Consider the following 16,200-nt stretch of genomic DNA (forward strand, 5'->3'; position numbering starts at 1 on the left):
ATACTTATTCCTCACCCTAGTGTATCAAGCAAGGAAAAAACAATCAAAAGAAATGACAGCAACATAATATCGGATTATCCATTCCCACCTGGTTAGACTATAATAGAAGTCATAATACCTGTGAGGAATGATTAGATTTGAAAAAATGGCTTCTCTTTAGTTTGTTGTATATTCCTTTACTTGGGGTATTGTTTCTTTATCGTAATGAGATCATGGACTGGTCACAAGATCATGCAACATATACAAATCTTACGATACTTACCACTGTCTTCGCTATTTTCCCTGTTCTGCCGTTTAAACTGATTATCGCTTTGCTTGGTTATGCATTTGGTGCAGTTATGGGTGGTGTTGTAAGCTGGCTCGGTACAATGATTTCCTCCATTATTATGTATGGAGTATTTCGATGGCTGCTAAGTAACACGGGCGACAGCTACATGAAACGGATTCCTGGAGTACAAGGACTCACCATCATGATGCAACAGCAAACGTTCAGCGCTGTACTTCTCGCTCGCATGATTCCGATTATCCCCCAAATGGTAGTCAATGTTTACGCTGGTACGGCAGCCCTCCCATTCTGGAGCTACATGCTTGCTTCAGGCATCGGTAGACTCCCTAGTATTGCCCTTTATGCTTATGCAGGTGAAAATGCCACAGATCATCCGCTGGCTACCCTCATCATTGCAATTATTTATATCATTCTTCTCGTACTCGCGTTTGTATCGTACCGAATCAGGTTAAAGCAAATACAAGAAGACAAAGTCTAACCAAGTTTGGTGTATGCTATAGGTTTGGGATATAATACTTCTACGAAACCTAAAGTATGATATTCTCATTTTGATTGGAGTGAAATATATTATGGAACCATTATATACAGAAAAGGCAACATTTGCTGGAGGCTGCTTTTGGTGCATGGTATCCCCCTTTGAAGAGCTTCCTGGCATACTTCAAGTAAAATCAGGATACACAGGTGGTCACACCGAAAACCCAACTTATGAGGAAGTTTGCTCTGACACAACAGGACATGTAGAAGCCGTGCAAATTACTTTTGACCCTAAGGTGTTCCCTTATGAAAAACTGCTCGCCTTGTTCTGGCAGCAAATTGATCCTACCGATGCAGGAGGACAATTCCATGACCGAGGCACATCTTATCAAACTGCTATTTTCTATCATAACGACGAGCAGAAAGTAAAAGCAGAGGCCTCTAAACAAGCGTTGGAAGCTAGTGGACGTTTCGATAAACCAATCTTTACTCCGATTATTCCGGCAACCACATTCTATGAAGCGGAAGAATATCATCAAGATTATCATAAAAAGAATCCGGCTCATTACAAACGTTATCGTAAAGGATCTGGACGTGAAGATTTTATTGATCAACACTGGTCTTCCAATGCGAAGCATGAGAATCTGAGAGAGCGTCTGACCCCTATTCAATATGAAGTAACACAAAACGGTACAACCGAACCTCCTTTCCAAAACGAATTTTGGGATCACGAAGGGGATGGCATTTACGTTGATATCGTGTCAGGTGAACCGTTATTCAGTTCCAAAGATAAATATGATGCTGGCTGCGGCTGGCCAAGTTTTACCCGTCCGTTACGCAGTTATAGCATCAAAGAAAAAACGGATCTCAGCCACTTTATGATCCGTACAGAAGTAAGAAGCCGGGAATCAGACTCCCATCTCGGCCATGTGTTTGATGACGGTCCTGGTGAGAATGGATTACGCTATTGCATTAATTCCGCCTCGCTTCGATTTGTACCCAAAGAAGATCTTGAAAAAGAAGGATATGGAGAATACCTACCATACTTTGAAGATTAATTTGTTTTTAAATCAAAAGAAGCGCACATTCCTTTAAAGGAATTGTGCGCTTCTTTTATTTTATAGAAAACCAACAACCCAGCTAATCCATAAAGCAAAAGGAACAAGCAGAACCTGAGCCATCATTGTTCCTGCAAACCTTGAAACCAGCATAGACCCGTAAATTTTGTTCATCGTCTGTAGCGGTAACTCTCCCCTTAAGGTTCGGTCACTTAGCAGTGCAATTCTTGGATCGATCAGCATCGCCAGAAGGATCGTTGCCACTCCATTAATAAGCCCTGACGACTGAGAGGCAGCCATAGCTTGGCCTGGATTCATAAAAGCAGCATATAAAGTCGCAAGGACACCTGAGGTATAGATAGCGGTAACAACCATATTAAGAAGCATGAGTCTTCGCGGCATGCTTTTTGATAGTACACTTTTAAGCATGGAGAGACGAGGAATAGAAACGTAAAACCATGCATTTTTCATTTTTTCCAAAGAGCATATGGAGGACAACATGGCAGGAATTGATCCGGATTTTTCCAGATGAACGACCATTCGGGCAGACCAGCGCACCATCGTTGGAAATAGAACCATTGCAATCATCGTACCCACCGCCGAGGCTAAAATAATCAGATGCAATCCTGTAACGAGAGATCCACCATTTCCTCCTCTTGCTGAATCGACCATAGAACCAAGCAGTGGTCCTTGTGCCATATTTGAAGTACGGGACACTAATAGCAGCATTCCTGACAAGGATATTGCAATGGTAATTCGTTTCGTTCGTAATCCACCTAAACGCAGTGCATACGACATGCTGTCTGCTGCATGAATAATCATCGTAAATAAAAAAGGTAGTGCCAATTGATACAGCATCTATATTTACTCCTTTGTTTTATTCGATTAGATTGGAAGACCGGTTTGGCTCACTCCTGTTTTCGTAGCATTTTATAAGGGTAATCTATTACAACGCAATAGTAAGACTTACTCAATATACGATTTCTACTAAAGGAGGAATGAACATGCCTTGGGATAAAAATGATTACCCCCCATCCATGAAAAATCTGAACCCCCGTGTACGTAATAAAGCCATTGAAATAGCGAATGCGCTTTTGGATGACGGTTATGAAGAAGGACGTTCGATTGCAATAGCTACCGCACAGGCTGAAGAATGGAATGAAAACCATCCACAAGGACAAGAAGATCAGCAGCAGAATTACAGTAACAGTCATACTTCTTCCCGAATAAAAACAGATGAAACAGCTCCTTCTGGAGAACATCGTAATATCCATGTCGTTCCCCACGAGAAAGGTTGGGCTGTTAAAAAAGAAGGAAAGGCTTCGCCTGAACACATCTATGATGTAAAAGAGGATGCTGAGGAAGCTGCTAAGCGTATGGTTTTATCCAAAAACATCCGTCTTATCATTCATGACAAACAGGGGAAAATTCAGACATCCAAGATCTATAACTAAGCTTCCATTCTCGTGACGGCAAGCTTTGCAGCACCGATCAAGCCTGCTCTGTTTCCAAGCTGTGCTGCAATGATAGGCAAATTAGGATCATTCGCGAAACCATCCATCGTGTATTGCTCAATATAGGTACGAATAGGGTCTAATAAAAAATCACCCTGTTCGGTAATTGCCCCACCAATAATGATAGCAGGCGGATTAAAATGATGGATCAGATTAGATAAGCCCACTGCAATATATTCCGTATATTGGTTGACGAGGTTTTGTGCTTTTCTATGATCTGCTTTTGCTTCATCAAAAATCAGTCTGGGATTGTCAGCCCAGGCTTTTTCCTGCACCTCTGCTGCTTGCCTTCTTAGAGCTGTGACCGATGCATATTGTTCCCAACAACCTGCTGATCCGCAAGTACAAGGAACCCCGCCCATCTGTATAATTTGATGTCCAAAAGCACCAGCGTAACCGCTCCTTCCCTGATAAGGAAGTCCGCCCAAGATCAAACATCCACCTACACCTGTTCCAAGACTAACGCATAAAAAGTCATTTATGCCTTGACCTGCACCTTGCCACAACTCCCCTAAAGCAAGCACATTTACATCGTTGTCTACAAAAACAGGAATACCTATTCTCTTCGCTATTTCTTCTTTTAACGGAGTCCCTTTCCAGTCGGGTAAGTTCGCTGTGGCACTCCCTATTTCTCCCTTCAAATTGATAAAGCCTGCTGTCCCAATTCCAATAGCTATAATATGTAATCCACAAGTTGCAGCCTTTTGCAGGCAAGTCTTTACCGTTTCTTCTATTGTGTTCAGTAACGCTGCTTTTCCAGCTTCCGAATGCGTAGGCGCTTTAAGATCATAAACCAGTTCACCTTCTAGGGTAACAACTCCCGCTTTTATGTTGGTTCCTCCGATGTCCATCCCTATAACCGCCTGTTGCATCAAAATCCTCCTTCGCTTCAAGCAATATGTACATCAAATTATACCTTTATATGTAAAATTAGTATATCATTGTCCCTCTTTTCACTCCCCTTATTATACGTGAAAAGGAAAAAAAAGCCGTCACATATCACTATGCTACGGCTTACTTGTGGCTTGATAAGAACTCATTGCATTTTGTAGTGTATCCAGTGCTTCCTGATACTCTAACTGATCTTTATCACTTAACGCGAGCTTTTTACGCATTGTTAGTTCATCTTGGAGTTGTGCTACAAGATCAGATATTTGAGCATTGGGATTAGGCAGAGCGGATTTAGGTAAAGCCTTATCTCCAGTTTGAACCGTTAGTTCACCCTTACTGTCTACTTGCCCTATAAAAACATGCTTCAAGGGCAGATGTAAATTTCTGAGCTGCTTGTGGAGCCACCCTTCATTGTATCCTGCCTCTCTTAAAGTTTCAGGCATAATATGTCCGTCTATAATGACGGTTTTGGGTTCTTCTTCTTTTGTTAATCGATATCCAAGTGCGTCTGCGGTAAGTGGCTGATGTTCCTTTTTGAGCATCACATTTATTTCACCACTCTGTTCCATAATAGCAAACTCTACATCTGCAACACGGTATACGTCTTTTTTTCGCAGCTGCTCCAGAAATTCATCTATCGTTAGTTTTTCCTTGCGTAAATTGTCTGCAAGCAGTGCCCCATTCTCCATAAGAACGGTCGATTTACCATCAACAATATCTCGAAACCTTTTACTTTTCATGGTGAAAAATTCAGCTCCAACGGAAACCAGAACCCATACCGTCAAAGCAACAAATCCTAAGTACCAGGTGCTATCCAAATCCAGCGAGATATACCCGACCAAGTTACCAAGTGTGATCCCTGTAATGTACTCAAACAGTGATAATTGAGAAATCTGGCGCTTGCCGAGTATTTTCGTAATAATAAATAGGACGGTAACTGCTGAAAGTGTTCTGAGCGCAACTTCAATCCAATTGGGCATGTTACTTACCTCCTGCTTTTCTCATTTGCGCTTGCGCAGCCATGATTAGAGTCCCCCAAGACAGTCAAAACATTCGTCATCTGGACTTCCTTTAAGTAAAAATATGAAAGCAACAAAAGGCACAACAAAAGTCTTTGTCCCTTCATTGCTTCCTTCTGTTAATCACACCTATACTTGGACAATTTTAATTAGATTCGTAGTACCTGAAGTCCCGATAGGAACACCTGCAGAGAGTACAACTGTATCCCCAGGCGAGACAAATCCTTTGGTAGCAGCGTTACGTGTGATGGAATCGAACATTTCGTCAGTTGAGCTTACTTTTTCCCCAAGGTAAGGGAATACCCCAGAAAAAAGACAAATTTTAGATAACACTTTTTCATTAGAAGTAATCGCTAAGATCGGTGCTTTCGGACGATATTTTGAAATCATTTTCGCAGTAAAACCACTGCCAGTTGAAGCAATAATTACTTTCGCGTTCAATTCAAGAGAGGCACTTACGGCACTTTGACTGATGACTTCCGTAATATTCGTTACATGCTGCTCCCGCTTCTTGAAAAATGCATCTCGATAGTCAATAAGGGATTCTGCTTTTTCGGCAACAGCTGCCATCGTCTTCACGGATTCCACCGGATACTTACCTGCAGCGGATTCACCAGAAAGCATCACTACGTCTGCACCCTGAAGTACGGCGTTTGATACATCGCTCACTTCTGCTCGGGTAGGGCGTGGATTGACTTGCATGGAATCCAGCATATGAGTAGCAACAATGACCGGCTTACCTGCCAAGTTACACTGATTAATAATATCAATCTGCATCATAGGCACATCTTCAATCGGAACCTCAACCCCTAGGTCACCCCGAGCAATCATTATCCCATCCGAAGCTTCAATGATTTCTTTAATATTGTCGACGCCCTCCTGATTTTCAATCTTGGAGTAGATCTGGACATGCTCTGCTTGATTTTGCTTCAGAATTGATCTTATTTCTTCAATATCAGCTGCTTTCCGCACAAAAGAGGCTGCAATCATTTCGATATTGTTCTCGAGGCCAAAAGCAATATGTTTCTTGTCCCGCTCAGTTACCCCCGGAAGAGTGGTTTTGATGCCAGGCAAGTTAACGCCTTTTCGTGGCTTCAGTACCCCTCCATTTAATATTTGGCAATATATCTCGGTACCTTCTACTTTTGTTACTTTTAAGCCAACAAGTCCATCATCAATAAGAATGGTGTCTCCTGGCTTCACAACCTCGTTCATTTCAGCATAATTGACCCCAATACGATGCACTTCCCCTAAAATTTCTTCCGTCGTCAAAATAAGCTCCTTCCCTGTTTCCAGCGTAACAGAAGCTTCTTTCAACTTACCGATACGTACCTCCGGACCTTTAATATCAACCATGATGGGTACGAAAGTCCCCAAATCTTTAGCTGCTTCTCTTACACGTTCCATTCGTTTCACATGCTCTTCCAGCTCCCCATGAGCCATATTAATCCGAGCAACGGTCATCCCTAAATTTATCATCTGTTTCAGCATGTCAATGGAATCGCAAGCAGGTCCCATAGTACATATTATTTTTGTTTTTAACATGTTTACTTCTCCTCACAATTTTGTATTTATCATAAAATATCAGCACACTATTCATACCCAGTATGTGTACTCACGGAATAAATCATGTAAGAGCAAACTTCCTTTTATTGTGTAAGAACATAATAAAAAACCGGCAGAAAGGTCTTCGCCTTCCGTGCCGGTATGATTATTTATTACCATGTTTTCACAACGATTTTGCGGATGCTTTCACTTGATAGATGATATTTCTGAACAAGCTCTGAAACCGTCCATCCCTTCGAATAATAAAGGGTGATTTCAGCATTCCGCTGAGCCAACTCCTTGCGTGCCCCGCTTTTTTCTCCCCATCGTGCTCGTTCTTCCGTCGCCTTAGGGATATAAATCAGATCACCTTGGATATATTTTTGAATCTCTTTTAACAAACTAGGGGGAAGCGCTTCTCTTCCATTTTTGTACCTCACGATAAAGGTCCTCCTCGAATACTGATATTCTTGATCTCAAATTTTGTTCACATGCGTCATAAAGATTTTGCATGTCCACGCCTCCTTTCAATTCGTTGTATTTTAGATTTGTTCGCGAAACTATGCCGCTTAAAACAAAAAAAACCTCGGATCTTTTATACTCCAAAGGTAGTTCACTTCGTTTATACATATTTGTGATGAAACTTTGGTTCGATAAGAAAGTCAGACTTTTCTGTAAGAACCGGATAAACCTGCTATAATCCGATGGTTCATCCATGACACCTTGGTTTTTTCGTATGAAATTGTGGTATTTGAATGTACTGATATGTCAACATGTGGCTTCCTCCTCTCTGTTTTCTTTTATGTAAATCTACATTTATTATAATTATGAAAGTTTGGTTACACAACCATTATATTTTATAAATTCCTTTTTCTTCACAATCCCAATGTTTTATAAAAGAGAGGAGGCATAAAGACCTCCCCCCTTACTAAACGCTTCCCTTTCGCCTAAGCGAAAGTCACCTCGCGGTTTTTGATCAATTCGATCATCTCCTTTCGGATGAATTTCGTCGGCCCGACAACCACATTATAAACCCATAAAGTAGCAGAGAGACAGCGAAAGAAAAGTTATAATTAATCTCTACCTGAAATGACTTACGATCATAAATTAATCCCTCTTGCCAGAGCCAAATGCGATGGTATACCCATCAGGATCTGAAATTGCGAACTCCTTCCACAGTCCAAAATCCTGCTGAGTCGTGCTTGGCTCTTGAACGATAACAGCCTCTCTGCTCTTCAGATCTTCATATAATTCATCCAGCTCCTGATGAGTCTCTACATAGGCATAGGTATCCCAAGGAATAACCTGATTCTGCCCAGCTACATTCGGTACAACATCTTCTTTCTTGCTTGCCTGCATTAGCTTAAAACCAAGTCTGAAATCATCCCGTACGGCCCAAAAGTCGTTGACTTCACAGCCAAGTACTAGCTCATAATAAGTCTTGGAGCGTTCCAAATCAGCAGTTAAACGCACCTGTACAGAGAACTGGATTTTACTCAATTTCAGGTCATTCCATCCCATTAATAAAATGAATTGATTCACAATCCTTATTCGTCTATTGTCTGTAAAAACCTTTGGTATTTGGATATGTTCCTGAATATTATCTATGGTATATATTTGTTTGCAGAACAACTTCGTGACCATCGTTATATGTAATTTTGTAGGCAGTAACTCCGGGCAGTAATTGAGCAATTTCTTCTTCTGTCATTTGACTCGTATCCAATACAAATTCCCCTTGTACATCAAGGTTTCCATTGGGCTTGAGGACACGATCGTAAATTAGAATCTGTCTCTCTGGATTTATCATTATTTTCTCTACAGGAGCAGAAAGAATGGGTTCTACAGAATGTATAGACAGAGCTTGCTTTGCTTTATTTTCAATCGTTGATGAGTAACTAAAAATCACTTCACGCTGCGGCTGACGGTTCATCGATTCTCCAAACCCACCAATGGATAATAGCTGCTTGTTCACATCCCCCGTGCCCATGCTTCCTGCCATTTTGATAAAAATAATAATTACTCCTATGGTCATTAAGCATGTTCCCACTATAGCCCTTCTGTTAAATAGCAGTGTGTTCAAGTAAACTCTCCCCCATCTACTGAGCTTCATTCCTTTTACTTTTTGAATGTATTGTAATTTGGAATTTTTTTCAAGTTCATCCCATAAAAAAACGTCTGGAAAAGTTCCAGACGTTTTTTTATAGTTCGCTATATCCTTATGTTAGGAGCCCTCCGCACTGGTTCGATGCACTTGTACTGCCGTTAAACTCCGCTGACCTGTTGATATGATCGCTGGAGTTGACTTAGGCACAGGTGATACAACCTGCACGGTAGAGGATATTTTTGTTTTATTTCGTAACGTTTCTTGTTGTTGTTCAATCTGTTCGATTGTAGCCACAGGCTTAAGCTGCTCGGTTCCCTGTGTAATCAAAGTTATCAGTTTCCCTGCAATCCATACAGCCAGAATGGTATAGAGTGTCTCTTTGATCGGCATAAAAGCTAGAGATAACACTAATACTACTGCATCAAACAGAAAGAAGATCGTACCAATTTTGAGACGGCTCCGCTGACTTATGAGTACCGCCAGAATATCGTCTCCACCGGTCGCACTCCCACTTCGAATGACAAGACCTGCACCGATCCCGGTCAGAATACCGGATAAAAGGGCTGCTGCAAGCAAGCTTCCATGCAAATTAATGACGAGCGGAGAATACCTCTCGCACCATTCATAAAACAAGGAGAATGATACTGCACCAAATAATGCTTTCCACATATATTTACGTCCCATCAAAAACCATGCTATCGCAATAATCGGCAAATCAAGCAAAAATGAAGTCAATGCTGCAGGCCATCCCGCTACATAACTTCCGAGTAGGGCAAGCCCTACAAAACCACCTTCCGATAAATGATTCGCATAATTAATGTGATAAAACGCAAATGCCATCAGCATCGTTCCAAATAACATCATGCCCGTACTTCTCAAAAAAGAAAGAAAAGCCGTTCCTTGCTGCATTCGTTCACTCGTTATTTTCCTAGGTAGAGCAGAAATTTCATTTCCGTATCTTTCTGTTTGTTTCTTTCGTTGTTGTTTCGTCCTCATACAGATTCCCTCGCATTATTTGTAGTATGGTCTTCGGACCGTACTTATGCGAAAGGTACACTGTGAGGAATTCATCCTTCGAATTTTCATCTTTAACCTCTCCTTACGCATAAGTACCGTCTTCATTCTTGGGTGACTTATCTACTTGGCGTAAGGGAAGCTACGTATAGGAGGAATCGTTACGTTTCCAAATCGTCCTTTGGGGCTTTGTCCTTCGGGGACTCATCGTATCCAGATCCTTTCTTGTTACAACCATATATTTTGCTCGCACGAGCAGTTCTTATACATATGATTAAACTTATTATAACATGCTTTAAACATAGATATGAAATGTAAATAACTACCTGTCCTTTATAGGATATGCCTCTTGCCTTAACTATGGAAAGGCAAAAAGACCAAAACCTGAAATTCAGGTTTTGGTCTTTTCCATATAAATAGATATCCGTTTATAAATGTAATAAGTGCATGATTATCGTTTTGGATTCGTGACCGTCACAGGTGTTTGCTCTGAAACGGTAGTAAATATGGCATTGCCTACAATTCGGTACTGATGCTGTGTGTGGTTGCGGTTCACTAGATTATTAGCAAACAAGACGGCATTCGGATTATCCTTAGTATTATCTTGTTTCGTAGCAATCCCTAGAAATTGTCCCTTTGCTTTCTCGTGTTCCGGCCACCAGCCTGTCAGCATAAAATCGTCTTCATCGCTGATCTGGGCAATCACTTCAAATTGGGTAGGTACCGTTTCAATCCAAGCGCCTGACGCAGTATATAAATAATCTGCTGCCTCATACGGTGCAGTAACACTATTTTTCTGACTTAGTTCCGCTTTAAACAAGCCTTCATGAGAGTTCCCGGTTCTTCCTATCTTAAACTCAGGCCAAATCCCTACTTCACTTACTTTATTTAATGCGCTTCCGCCATAGGCAATGTAAGGCTTACCGGATTTCACCAAATCATAATCAGCACTTCCGTTATCGTCTACGATCACGCCAGCTGTGTTTTGATCTTTCGAAATAAAGAATCCCAACTCTTTAAGAGCAAATGTAGTCTGACCATTGCCCACAGCCGCTACCGTGGTTTGAATTAATATTTTACCTTTTGCAGGAGCAGTTAAAGGAACGACTTCTAGATAGTATTTATCCTTAATCGCCTTCAAATCTTGTGCACTTACTAGATAGTCACCCAGTTCATATCCTTTACCGCCTGCCGTAAGCAATTGAACGTTCTTCTTCTGCGCGAGCAAATCATTCACTGCTTTGATCGCATCATTATTGGAACTGCGGATAACATAATAAGCTGCGTTTGCGGTTACGTCTGTCTTTGGAATCGTAACAGAAGTAACTTTATTTAGTTTATCAGTGAAAGCCCCTTCTTTGTATAACGTATAACGTTCGAATCCGCGTAATTCCGCAAAGTTCTGTACGATCTCTGCGTACAACGCATCATAATCCGATACATCTACTCCGTCATACAACACTAAGTTTGCAAATCCGCGTTTGGCTTGCTTCATATCCACAATATACGATCCTGCAGGATAAGTTTGACCTCCGGCTACGACTTCTTCTGTGCTGAGATCCACCTTTACATCGTTACGAAGAAGATACTCCACCATTTGATATACTTCTAGCGGGTTTTCCTGCAAGGATGGATCGACAGGTAGAACATAGTAGTCAGGGAAGAAACTTTCTCCTTCCATGCGAGGTCTGCCGATCTCTTCATTTTTTGCATTAATGAGATAACTGTCAACAGATGAACTATCTACGCCTTCCAAACCACGCTTATAAATCTCAAGTTGATTTAAAAACAATTGATCCTTGTGATCAGATACATATTTCGTTGCTGCTAGTGTCGCATAGTACAGTGCATCAACAGAGTCTTCATTCATCTCCGGAATTTCTATGGTATGTCCTAGTGCACCATGATGCATGGCAAATACCGCGGTATAAGCAGGCGATAAGTCATCCCAACCTGTTGCATAATCTGACTTATAAGATGGATCTGCTAATGTTTTTTGATGTTCTTCATACGGTATGAAGTAGCTTTCGTATTTGGTATTCGCAATCCCTGCATCTCCCATAAGGCTCGCTTGTTCGAGCATGCTGTCCATCAGGAGATCATATTCCAAATTCGGATCATGCGGGGGTGTACATGGTTCAATTAAGAAGCCAGTAACAAAACCATGCAGATCAAGAAAAGACAATGGAGACCATTTTGCAATCTCACTTGCTACAATTTTGGTTTCTGGCTGGGTTTGATATGAATTATCCCGATTCAGGTCCAATCCGTTTGCATTAGCCCGGGTGTTATGAACACGGCCATCCGGATTTTCCGTATAATTTAGCAAAAAGATAACATTATCAAGTGCTTCATCCACATTCAGAGTTACCTTTGTTTCTTTGCCCTCTGCATCTGTAGTGTCATATGTAATGGAGTTTTTAGTCGCAACGCCTTCTAAAAGATTAAGGATCGCATCAATTCCTGGCGTTTCATCCGGATGAATGTTGTTGATCCAGATCGGTACTTTATAATTACCAAGTTCGCCATTTTTCACTTTTTCTTGGAGAAGGGCAGGATTCTCTTTCATAAGTGGCAAGGTTTCCTTCATATACTGATCTACCGAAGCTTGATCCTTAGCTACTACTGAAAAATAAATATCTCTTCCTTCGGCAGACTGCCCCAGTGAATGAGTCTCAATATAACGATTGTCTAATGCCTTTGCTGTAATTTGATCAACTGCAGGTTTTATTTCTTCATACGTATGAAAACTGTCATACGGAACCAGCTTTACACGGCGCTCATAAAGAGGCTTGTCTTTCAAGGTCGCAGTTAACGAATAAGTACCGATCGTCTCGGGATAGATTCTTCTTACGTCCTGAGTAAGATCCGCCGTGTTATAAAGTAAGTTGAACTTTATTGTTCCTTTTACGGTGTTGCCTTGAAGAACAGGTTTGCTTTCAAACGTAATAAATGATTCTCCGTCATAGGTTTTGGTTTCCTTTGACCAGATTTTCCACTCTTCTAGCGCTTTGTCTCCAAAAGTCCAGGTGATGTCATCCAACGTTGTACCCTCAGGTACTTCAAAATGAAACTCCATCGTACGCGGATCTGTCATCGATGCAACAAAAGTGCTTTCCAGAACCGTTCCATCAACGAGAACAGGCTGTTTAGCTCCTTCTGGTTGATAAACAGCCTGCTCCACTGAAGTTGTTACGCTACCCACCTGCTCAGCATATGCGGCCGGCACTCCCCCTGCCAGCATCATCGCCATCGCAATGGATATGGATATCTCTTTTTTCGCCAAACAAATCTCCCCTTTATTTTGTATACTTATGCAATACCTAAATCTACCAAAAAGGTGAAATTACTATATCACGACAGTGTAATTACGACAATCATTTCTTCGTTAATAATGCATAAATAATCTATAAGTTCTATATATATGACATATCTATCACACTATTGCGTTACTTTAAAACGTTATACCGTTAAATAAACCTATAATAAGGTGCCTAGTCCATGAGATTTGTACCATTTACTCTTTTACCTATGTTGCTTCAGTCACATGAAACTAGTTCTTATGACTCTTTCTTTGCGATGTGATGTTTTTGGGTTCGTCAAAAAAGGGTAAATGGTATAATATAGAAAAAGATCTAAATAAAACTGAATCCCGTTAAGCGAGGCGGAGCGGACTATGATGACTAAGAAGCCTAGAGCGTTCATTGGATGTTCTCTTGAAGCGAAGCCTATAGCCGCAGCGGTGCATGAGAACCTTAGATATGCGGCTGAAGTTACTCCTTGGTATACCGGTGTATTTAATCCGGGGAATTATACAATGGAGGATCTGGAGAAAGAAGTTGAGGATAACGACTTCGCCATTTTTATTTTTCATCCAGATGACGTTTCAAAAATTCGTGGCAAAGTGGTTGCAACAGTACGGGATAATACACTCTTCGAGATGGGTCTTTTTATGAGCAAGTTGGGTAGGAAACGCATATTCTTTATATTACCAGAGCATGTAAAGGAACTAGAGGATACGGCAGATGTGGAAGGAATGCGAATACCCTCCGATTTACTTGGGCTGGGTTCTCTGAATTATGAAATTCGTTCTGATGGCAAATGGGCCCCGGCCGTGGCTGTAGCCTGTAATAAAATTGCAGAACTGATGGAAACGCTAGGACCGTGGACTAACCTCCAAGTTCAAAAGGAAGTGAACAAGGTCCGTCAAGAAGAAGATGGTAAACGAATTCAACTGCTCAAGCTGCTTCGTTTCTTTCGTGAACTGCTGCGTTCACGTAAAGCAGATGATCAAATGCTTCACCGAATGAGTGATACGCTAAGAACTGCTTTTGTATCTCGTCCTCATTTTCTGGTCAGAGGTACTACGGTTCACCGTACAACTGAATCAGGACACCTTGAGCAAGTCGCAGGTAATGTAGGAGAAATCGGAAGGAAGTATTCACTGGATGTAAACGAAGGCAAATTACCGGACGATCCGAGTCGGATACTCATGGTGGATGCCTATAAAGAGAATAAAATCAAGGTCAACCTGTATGACGATTATCTTGAGAAAGAGTATATGCTGTGCTATCCTGTAGCAAGTAGTTACGTATTCACCGTACATCTTGTAGGACACCTCGAAGCAGGTGACGAATTGTTTCAGCAAATCGACCGTGATAATCGCCAGTTGTTCAGCGCAATTCATGACCTGTTAGGAGGAGAATTGGGATGAAACCGATCAGACAAAGGCTCGTAAAAAAAAGAGGAGCCCCCAAGGTGCGTCTGAGCGCCACCCCGGATTCCACCGGACCTGCACACGAAAGTGACAGCGGCGACCGTTTCAAAAAGCCAGAGTTACCCATTACTACGCTAGGCCCGTCACTCAAGGGAAAAGAGCGTCCGTACAAGGTGATTTTGGAAAAAGAAGCTCTCTACGACAAACCGCAATATATGGCTTAAGTGTCAAACTTCTTCGAATTATAAACTAAATTAGGATAGGACGGCTCACTTCTTCTAAAGTGTGATGCCCGTCCTTTTTTCTTATGTATCCATCTTGTTAAACATGTTCATTTCACGGGTGCCACAAGCTCCACCTTTATTCGATCAGGATCTTCAAAATACACGGCATAATGATGCTCACCGCCTGCAAAGGGATGCTCACCTTCATATAAAATGCGGACTCCTCTTTCCCTCAATTGCTCCGTTAGAAAGTCCACCTCTCCTCTTGAAGCAGCATGAAAAGCAAGATGATTCAGCCCTACCCGGCATCGATGATAAGGAATATCTGAATACCGCTTTTCAACTTGTACAAATACAAGATAGGTACCCTGATGTTTCCAGCTAATCCCGTGTTCCCACTGCTGATATACCTCATAGCCGAGTGTTTCCAGCAGCCAACCCCAGAAGACCGTACTTTTCTTCAAATCTGAAACATACATTTCAAGATGATGCAGCAATATCTAGCCACCTCTTTCTAAGTAGGCTCAAGCAGTCTCCTAGATTTAACCACTTGCCAAAAAGCATCATATAATCTTATATTGGATAGTATAAAACAAGAACGTATGTTCTGTAAATTACAAATAACAAATTTCTTGAATTATTTTATCAATAGCTAGGAAGTGAAAAGGATGACCACACCATCCACCCCTCCCGCTCCCTCGGAAACGGATCATTTGCTGATCAAAAAATATCTCATATATACCTTAATGCTGGATGTTCTGGAGCAGGATATCCATACGATAAGACAGGTTTCTTTGCATATGCCTGAAGTGTACGTCCTCCGCCTTTCCCAAATCCAATCCGAAGTTACTCGAACTCTGACAAACCTTCGTTCGGACATGCGTACTCGCGGCATCCGTGTATATGAAGAGTCGAAGCAAAAGGAAGGCATTGAAGCACTTTATTTATGCAGAGGATATCGGAGGCGCATATATCTGCTATGGACCTTTGCTAAAACAGAGGTAAAAAAAGAAATGAGCTTGTGTCTTGGAGTAGACTTGACCGAAATTTGAGATAAGGAATTTATTCAAAATTGTTTGGAACTTTCAAAGGTAAAAGCATAGTGATTCTCTTGCCCTGGCCCCGTTCCTTTTTTACAGCTGTTACAATCTTCATGCCTGGTTTTAGTTCAGGCCCCCCCCTATTAACTCAGTGCTATACATGATAGTGATCGTTTCTTCGGTATCATCACCTGACACTACTTCATCAACCTTCACTTCATACGAAACAAACTCAAATGGACCCTTATTACATATCATTACACTGAATAGAATTTCATGTCATAATAATAGGAACATTGAGAGTAAAGGGGATT

16 protein-coding genes are annotated in these 16,200 nt (G+C 41.4%); 6 read left to right on the plus strand and 10 right to left on the minus strand.

Annotation, left to right across the window (positions count from 1 at the left end):
* Nucleotides 1-137 precede the first annotated feature (137 nt).
* Together KFT32_RS01220 and msrA are read left to right on the plus strand one after the other, a co-directional pair.
* Nucleotides 138-764, plus strand: coding sequence for a TVP38/TMEM64 family protein (locus tag KFT32_RS01220; protein WP_211745237.1), 627 nt, complete (start codon nucleotides 138-140; stop codon nucleotides 762-764).
* Between the two features lie 91 nt (nucleotides 765-855).
* Nucleotides 856-1,818, plus strand: a complete 963-nt coding sequence (msrA, locus tag KFT32_RS01225) for a peptide-methionine (S)-S-oxide reductase MsrA (protein WP_211745239.1) — start codon at nucleotides 856-858, stop codon at nucleotides 1,816-1,818.
* A gap of 60 nt (nucleotides 1,819-1,878) precedes the next feature.
* Here the strand turns inward: msrA and KFT32_RS01230 are convergent, their stop codons facing one another.
* The gene (locus KFT32_RS01230) at nucleotides 1,879-2,676 is read right to left on the minus strand and encodes a lipid II flippase Amj family protein (protein WP_211745240.1); all 798 of its coding nucleotides are present in this window, start codon (nucleotides 2,674-2,676) and stop codon (nucleotides 1,879-1,881) included.
* A gap of 146 nt (nucleotides 2,677-2,822) precedes the next feature.
* On the opposite strand from KFT32_RS01230, the gene KFT32_RS01235 reads away from it, so the two are divergent.
* Nucleotides 2,823-3,272: a DUF2188 domain-containing protein gene (locus KFT32_RS01235; protein ID WP_211745242.1), complete on the plus strand. Its 450-nt coding sequence runs from the start codon at nucleotides 2,823-2,825 to the stop codon at nucleotides 3,270-3,272.
* Here KFT32_RS01235 and KFT32_RS01240 read toward each other — a convergent pair.
* The 8 genes from KFT32_RS01240 to KFT32_RS01275 all read right to left on the minus strand — a co-directional run bounded on the left by KFT32_RS01240 (nucleotide 3,269) and on the right by KFT32_RS01275 (nucleotide 13,191).
* The gene (locus tag KFT32_RS01240) at nucleotides 3,269-4,204 is read right to left on the minus strand and encodes an ROK family protein (RefSeq protein WP_211745244.1); all 936 of its coding nucleotides are present in this window, start codon (nucleotides 4,202-4,204) and stop codon (nucleotides 3,269-3,271) included. The two genes, KFT32_RS01235 and KFT32_RS01240, sit on opposite strands and share 4 nt — an antisense overlap.
* Before the next feature lie 135 nt (nucleotides 4,205-4,339).
* Nucleotides 4,340-5,203 carry a DUF421 domain-containing protein gene (locus KFT32_RS01245; RefSeq protein WP_211745246.1) on the minus strand — a complete coding sequence of 288 codons (864 nt, stop codon included), beginning with the start codon at nucleotides 5,201-5,203 and terminating at the stop codon, nucleotides 4,340-4,342.
* A gap of 168 nt (nucleotides 5,204-5,371) precedes the next feature.
* Nucleotides 5,372-6,787 (minus strand): pyruvate kinase, encoded by a 1,416-nt coding sequence (pyk, locus tag KFT32_RS01250; protein WP_211745248.1) that lies wholly within the window; start codon nucleotides 6,785-6,787, stop codon nucleotides 5,372-5,374.
* Nucleotides 6,788-6,960: 173 nt separating this feature from the next.
* Entirely contained in the window at nucleotides 6,961-7,227 is a 267-nt protein-coding gene (locus KFT32_RS01255) for a CD3324 family protein (protein ID WP_211745250.1), read from the minus strand.
* 667 nt (nucleotides 7,228-7,894) lie between these two features.
* Nucleotides 7,895-8,287, minus strand: coding sequence for a VOC family protein (locus KFT32_RS01260; RefSeq protein ID WP_211745252.1), 393 nt, complete (start codon nucleotides 8,285-8,287; stop codon nucleotides 7,895-7,897).
* Nucleotides 8,288-8,387: 100 nt separating this feature from the next.
* Nucleotides 8,388-8,819, minus strand: a complete 432-nt coding sequence (locus KFT32_RS01265) for a hypothetical protein (protein ID WP_211745254.1) — start codon at nucleotides 8,817-8,819, stop codon at nucleotides 8,388-8,390.
* A gap of 189 nt (nucleotides 8,820-9,008) precedes the next feature.
* The gene (locus KFT32_RS01270) at nucleotides 9,009-9,887 is read right to left on the minus strand and encodes a YitT family protein (RefSeq protein ID WP_249344811.1); all 879 of its coding nucleotides are present in this window, start codon (nucleotides 9,885-9,887) and stop codon (nucleotides 9,009-9,011) included.
* 469 nt (nucleotides 9,888-10,356) lie between these two features.
* Entirely contained in the window at nucleotides 10,357-13,191 is a 2,835-nt protein-coding gene (locus KFT32_RS01275) for a M14 family metallopeptidase (protein WP_211745256.1), read from the minus strand.
* A 390-nt stretch (nucleotides 13,192-13,581) separates the two neighbouring features.
* Between KFT32_RS01275 and KFT32_RS01280 the strand changes: the two genes are divergently transcribed.
* Nucleotides 13,582-14,619 carry a nucleotide-binding protein gene (locus KFT32_RS01280; protein ID WP_211745258.1) on the plus strand — a complete coding sequence of 346 codons (1,038 nt, stop codon included), beginning with the start codon at nucleotides 13,582-13,584 and terminating at the stop codon, nucleotides 14,617-14,619.
* On the plus strand, nucleotides 14,616-14,846 hold the full coding sequence (locus tag KFT32_RS01285) for a hypothetical protein (RefSeq protein ID WP_211745260.1): 231 nt from the start codon (nucleotides 14,616-14,618) through the stop codon (nucleotides 14,844-14,846). The genes KFT32_RS01280 and KFT32_RS01285 overlap by 4 nt, the downstream gene beginning before the upstream one ends.
* A gap of 107 nt (nucleotides 14,847-14,953) precedes the next feature.
* Here KFT32_RS01285 and KFT32_RS01290 read toward each other — a convergent pair whose 3' ends face one another.
* Complete coding sequence (locus KFT32_RS01290; RefSeq protein ID WP_249344814.1) at nucleotides 14,954-15,343, minus strand: VOC family protein; 390 nt, start codon at nucleotides 15,341-15,343, stop codon at nucleotides 14,954-14,956.
* 171 nt (nucleotides 15,344-15,514) lie between these two features.
* Here KFT32_RS01290 and KFT32_RS01295 point away from each other — a divergent pair, with 171 nt between their 5' ends.
* A complete protein-coding gene (locus KFT32_RS01295) occupies nucleotides 15,515-15,898 on the plus strand; it encodes a YhjD family protein (protein ID WP_211745262.1) in 384 nt (127 codons plus the stop codon).
* The last annotated feature ends 302 nt before the right edge of the window (nucleotides 15,899-16,200 follow it).

The sequence above is a fragment of the Paenibacillus sp. Marseille-Q4541 genome, from assembly GCF_018310695.1.
Taxonomy (GTDB): domain Bacteria; phylum Bacillota; class Bacilli; order Paenibacillales; family Paenibacillaceae; genus Paenibacillus.